Source organism: Acidaminococcus intestini DSM 21505, assembly GCF_000425045.1.
In the GTDB taxonomy this organism is placed as follows: domain Bacteria; phylum Bacillota; class Negativicutes; order Acidaminococcales; family Acidaminococcaceae; genus Acidaminococcus; species Acidaminococcus intestini.
Genome location: NZ_AULA01000049.1, coordinates 1 through 5,294, shown reverse-complemented (window position 1 = coordinate 5,294; position 5,294 = coordinate 1). Strand labels below are relative to the sequence as shown.

The 5,294-nt window shown below is 50.8% G+C and carries 8 protein-coding genes; all 8 read right to left on the bottom strand.

All coding sequences use genetic code 11. The features are described from left to right. Positions 1-145: 145 nt before the first annotated feature. A complete protein-coding gene (locus tag H503_RS0110765; protein WP_009016444.1) occupies positions 146-997 on the bottom strand; it encodes a protease inhibitor I42 family protein in 852 nt (283 codons plus the stop codon). A 14-nt stretch (positions 998-1,011) separates the two neighbouring features. Next, complete coding sequence (locus tag H503_RS0110760; RefSeq protein WP_021736520.1) at positions 1,012-1,878, bottom strand: hypothetical protein; 867 nt, start codon at positions 1,876-1,878, stop codon at positions 1,012-1,014. Beyond that, the gene (locus H503_RS0110755; protein ID WP_014128681.1) at positions 1,865-2,368 is read right to left on the bottom strand and encodes a hypothetical protein; all 504 of its coding nucleotides are present in this window, start codon (positions 2,366-2,368) and stop codon (positions 1,865-1,867) included. The genes H503_RS0110760 and H503_RS0110755 overlap by 14 nt, the downstream gene beginning before the upstream one ends. Beyond that, complete coding sequence (locus H503_RS0110750; protein WP_009016441.1) at positions 2,355-2,687, bottom strand: hypothetical protein; 333 nt, start codon at positions 2,685-2,687, stop codon at positions 2,355-2,357. Before H503_RS0110750 ends, H503_RS0110755 begins: the two co-directional genes overlap by 14 nt. Continuing rightward, positions 2,668-3,132 carry a hypothetical protein gene (locus H503_RS0110745; protein ID WP_009016440.1) on the bottom strand — a complete coding sequence of 155 codons (465 nt, stop codon included), beginning with the start codon at positions 3,130-3,132 and terminating at the stop codon, positions 2,668-2,670. Before H503_RS0110745 ends, H503_RS0110750 begins: the two co-directional genes overlap by 20 nt. Then, entirely contained in the window at positions 3,113-3,544 is a 432-nt protein-coding gene (locus H503_RS0110740) for a type II secretion system protein (protein ID WP_009016439.1), read from the bottom strand. Before H503_RS0110740 ends, H503_RS0110745 begins: the two co-directional genes overlap by 20 nt. Positions 3,545-3,565: 21 nt before the next feature. Continuing rightward, positions 3,566-4,753, bottom strand: a complete 1,188-nt coding sequence (locus H503_RS0110735) for a type II secretion system F family protein (protein ID WP_009016438.1) — start codon at positions 4,751-4,753, stop codon at positions 3,566-3,568. 290 nt (positions 4,754-5,043) lie between these two features. Continuing rightward, positions 5,044-5,294 (bottom strand): transposase (locus H503_RS0110730; protein ID WP_162141345.1); only part of this gene is annotated, 251 nt, incomplete at its 5' end.

Below are 5,294 nucleotides of genomic sequence, written 5' to 3'. Positions count from 1 at the left end.
ATTTCAACAAGGAAAGGATTCAGAAAAAAACAAAATGGATGCCTCCCGAAATATATCGGGAAACATCCACTAATGCCATTTAACTAATTTATATGCGTCCAGTTTTTGGGGTACACATCAAAAAGGTCCGGTTCTTTTTACTTTTTTATTTGACGGCAAAATGGTAGACAAGTTCATTAAAAGGCGTCTTGGCCGTCTTCTTTCCATAAAGGGCCGTAACCTCATAGTTTCCAGGCTGACTGAACGTCAGGAACAAAATGGTTTGACCCGGGGAACCACCGCGGCCCGTAGGGTTTTCCATGGGCAAATAGAAGGAATGCCCCATGTCGACAACGCCGCGACCTAGGTCCGCGCCTGTAAGGGTCCACTCAAGACCTAAGGACGGGTTGGCATCAAGATAGAGGGCAACAAGCTCGCCCGGCTTCACGGATAGGGTCTTTCCGGCTGCTTCCTTGGTCAGCTTGTAGCTCGTGAGAAGGCGCGCCCCGCCGCCAACGTTGATGGCCCCCGTAAGGTCAGCATAAGGAATCAGGTTCGTAAAGGGGCCTCCATCCGTACTTTCTGCCAGGATGCCCGTTTCCCCAAAGACATAATGCTTGCCGTCAAGGAGCCGCTCATAGTCTGCACTTTTTGTGTAGAGCAGGTCCTTTTCATCAAGGACGCTGCCAGCTTCCGTATCAATGGTGACACCGTCATAGACCGTACGCTGGCCTTCCGCTTTCAGAACAAAACTAACAAGGCTCGGACGGTTGAGAGTGATTTCATAGGAAAGGCGAGCACCTTCCCCAGCCTTTTTCTGCAGGGCTTCTGCCCGGGACCGCAGAATTCCATTCACATTATTTTGCAGATAAGTTTCCCGCAGCCCATCAATATAAGGGACCGATCCCCCCAAACGTGGATCTGCGACAACTGTCGTATGGCCAAAAGCAAAGCCTGCCGCTGGCGCTGCCAAGAGGGCTGCGCAGGAAAGGGCCAACATCCATTTCTTTCCAATCATAAGGTAACCTCCGCCTAAAAGATATAGGGTGTCCGGTAGGGGGTAAGGAGGGATTCATCCCGCCTGTAGCGCGTGCCTTCCCCCAGGGTCACAGACCGCCCTGCAGCCATTATACCATCAATTTGTGAATAATCTCCGACAATCAGTCGTTTCGGCGTAAAAAGAAGAACCTTTTTGAGTACGGCCCCCTGCCCGACAACAATATCAGAAAAGCTAAAGATGACCATGGGCCCTGTCAGTTGGACGCCGTCATTGAGAACTGCCCCATAGGGCGCTACTACAAGGGCCCTTCCTGTGACCGCCATGTTCGGGGGAATCCGAAGTGCTTTTTTGCGGGCCACATAAGCGTAGCCCCGAAGTGGCATCTGAAGGAACGGCCCTGTAGGGAAATCAGGTCCCTTCTTGCTGATTTCGTCAAAGTCGCCTTCCAGGAAGAGGGGAAAAGCCGCCGTGTAAGTCGTCTTTCCCGGTGCAAACAACGTTTGATAATGAGGGTGCATCCTTCCACCTGGGGTCGAAACTTCATAGCGCGAAGCGGACCGCAGGACCGCTTCGTCAGTGCTTTGAAGTTCCGTTTTTTCTTCCTTCACAAGCGCTTTTCCTACTTTGCGTGTTTTCACAACCAAGCGATACATAGGCTCTCTTCCGCTTTTTGGACCGCGCACAACAAGGCGATGGCCTTCTCGGGCAAAAGACTCTCCTTCCCTTGCCTTACAAAAGGAAAAGAAAAGGGCCGTGCGTTGCTCCGCTTGCCAAAGAAAGCGCTGCTTTTCGCATCTTGAATAAAGACTCCGGACAAGATTCATGATAAGGGACGCGGCCGCCACAATGAGAACAAGGATAACCCCCGTTACAACCCCCCTTCTTCTACCAAAGTCCATAGGCATAGACCTCCTTAAAGGGGCGCCTTGCCCCGTTTTTGACAAGGACAAAGGTACAGGAAACCGCAATCTGGTTACTTTCCTGTTTTTCAGCATGAAAATCAAGGATCCGTAAATGAGGCCCCGTGAGCGGATTGATGCCAGGCGGCTTCATTCCTTCCTGGGCGCTGATGTAAAGGGTTTCCCTTCCAGATTGGGGCGAGGGCGCCGCATAGTACTGGATCGTTTGATACGGGGAACGGGTCCATAGCTCCAGCACATCGCCGGAGCTCCCTTTTTTGATGGAAACAGCAAGTGCTTCATAACGAAAATAATGTTCAAAGCGGCAGTCAAGATCCACCGCTGCCCGGCGCAGTTCCCAGCTGGATAGGAGCTTCGATGACAACGCGACAAATCGCCCGCCGGCCCTTGCGCAAAGGCTGATGAGGAGTGCGAAAAGAAGGACGAACAGCATACATTCAAAGGCCACAAAGCCCTTATCTTTTTTCATAGCGTACCACGCGGGCAAGAAGCCGCCGACAAGGCCGTTCATAGATGGCTGCCTGCCGTTCCTTGATCTGGGGCAGTTCAGGAACGATTCGCTCTGTTTCCACCCACAGATAGGGATCCAAAAGGGGAGCCTTCTGACCTGTAGCGGCAAAATGACGCAGGACCTTTTGAGCGTAGGCCCGGGCCTCCCAAGTACGCGTCCACCATAATCCGAGAGAAAAGGCCTCCAGGATGAAAAAACACAAAAGGGACATGAGCCATGTGGCAAATAAATAATCGATGAGGACGAATCCTCGAGCCTTAGGGCAGGTGCGCAGCATAGGTCAGCCGCCCCCTTACTGGTTCAAAAGTGAATTCCCGTTTTTCCGTTCTATTATTTGTTTCAAGGAAAATGGTCTCCATCCCGCCTTTAAGGGCACCGCTCGTTGTAAAGACAAGCTGCCGTGGCCCGCTGATGGTAATGGAAGGCGCCTCAAGGTCAAAGGAAAGGGGCCATTCCCTAAGCTTTTCATGCCTGACACAGATGCCCTTTGGCCCTACGTCCGCCCTATAGACGGGACGATTCTCAAGGAGGGCCCCATCCTGGGCCGCGGCAATGACGCTGGCTGCCTCGTAGGTCCAGAGGGCAAGGCGGGAATAATCCTGTTCATGTTGGATGGTCCTCAATAGGGGCAGGGAAAAGACGAGGAAACAGGTCAGAAAGCTGATTCCGACCAGCATGTCCCCTATGAGAAAACCAGCGCGCTTACGCATCAGTGCCGCCATGACCGCCCTTCTTTCCTAATTCACTGCTGCGCACCGTTTCGCCGCTGCTCAAGGTGCCAGAAAAAACGCATCCGGTTCCCCCGTTTTCTGCGCTTTCAAGGGTAATCCCCCCATAGTCCTTATCCGGGGCATACTTTCCCTTGACAAGCTCGTCAACGGACTGAGGAGCCATGCCCTTTTCCATTTCATAGACCTTCGCCGCACTGTCAAGTGTGGTCAAATTCATGACCAGCTGCGTATCGTGGGATTTATTCATGGCACTTTTGATGGAAGGAATCAAGGCTGCTGCCATAACGCCCAAGATGGCAAGGACAATGAGGATTTCAAGGAGGGTAAAGCCTTTTTTCTTTTTTATTTGGGATCCTTTGTCTTGCTTCATAATGATTTGATGACAACTGATATTCTTTAGCATGGTTCATTTCTCCTTTTTGTACTATATAGCTGTAGGCAGCCCATTCATAAGGCCCATTAGGGGGGACATGACCCCATAGAGGATAAGGACACTGACACCGGCCATAAAAACCAAAAGGATTGGTTCCATCAGACGCTTGACTGTCTTTAGGGTCAAGGTCAATTCCTCCATCAAGAGGCTTGAAGCCTCGCTAAGCATTTGCGGAAGGCGCCCGCTTTCTTCCCCCATGCTAAGAAGTTCCCTCGTCAGGGGTGAGATCAAAAGCGGCGCCGTAAGGGCCGCTTCCGAAAATGAATCACCGCTCGTCACTGCACGCAGGAGCTTTTGTCCTTCAAGACGCAACGGTCCTTTGGGCAAAAGGTTCCGTGCTTCTTCCAAGGCTTCATGGAGGGAAAGGTCGCTTTCAAGCAGAAGGGCCAATAATCCCACGAAGCGAACTTCCCAAAAGCGGCCATAAGCCCTCTGGCAGGGGGGAATGACAAGAAAAAGGCGAAGCCTGTAAGGGCGAATCCCATGGTGAAAAATAACAAGTCCCAACATGACAAAGACCAGTACTAAAGGATGATCTGTCAGGGTCCTCCGTAAGATCATCATCAGCGAAAGCCCGGTAGGAACAGAAAGATTGAGCTCTCCATAAAGACCAACAAATAGGGGCAGGATGGCGATGATGAAATAAAGGACGACGAGACCGCCTAGCCCCAGGACCAAGAGGGGATAAAAAAGGGCTCCCATCATTTCCTTCCAAAGCTCCCGTTTGCGGCGATAGGAATCAGATAGACGCAGACACAAAACGGAGGTCCTGCCGCTTTTTTCTCCCGCTTCCAAAAGGACTGGAGCCAAGGCCCCAATCGCCTGTTCGTACCGCAAAAGGGCCTTCGATAAGGATCTTCCCTTCTTCAGTTCCTCGCCGATTCGCCGACAGAGGAAGGCTACTTTCGCATTTCCCCGCAGTCCCATGATGTCCAAGGCTCGCAAGATGGGAATCTCACTTTTAAGCAGGATACCCAGTTCCTTGAAGAGCCGTTCCCGCTCTCCATCTGAAAAATGCTGCCTCGTTCCTTTCACTGAAAACCAATCTTCCTTAAGGGAAAGTATGCGGTCATGTTCCCCCTTAAGGACCTGTAAGGCTTCGCCTTTATGCTCCGCCAAAAGGACGCCGCTCATGATCGCCCCCTTTCCTGTCCGTACTTTGTAGCGGTATCGTTTCATGAGTCATTCCTCCTTTGCTCGTCTTCTTTATTCAAGATGGAGCCATTCATTCCTTGTTACCCCAGATAAATGTGCGTTTTCACGCTGCAACTGGAAAATAAAAGGACCGTCTTGACCTGCGCTGCTGTGCTAAAGCAAAAGGACCGAAAAGACGCAAAAGGGATGGCAGGTTAGTCATCAAGACCCTAGGAAAAGTGCCGCGAAAATAATAGAACCCTGGACCCTTGCGAAGGAAGAAAAAACTTTGGTTCTTTGTCAAATGTTGGGGTGCCCCACAACTAAATCGCCTTTTAGGAACTCGGCAAGGCATTTGCCGAGTTCCTTTTTTGCCAATTCACATAGAGAATCCGGTTCCTAAATCTGTTGAAATCACGCATTCCAAATGCAACTCTCTTAACCGTCTTAATCAGGTTGTTACAGCCTTCTGTGAATCCATTGGAGTATGGCTGGATAATTGCTTGAATAATTGCAGCCTCCCAATCTTTAAAAGATCTTAAAATCCCTTTAAAAGCATCTAAGTTGTAGCCCATTACCATAGCTA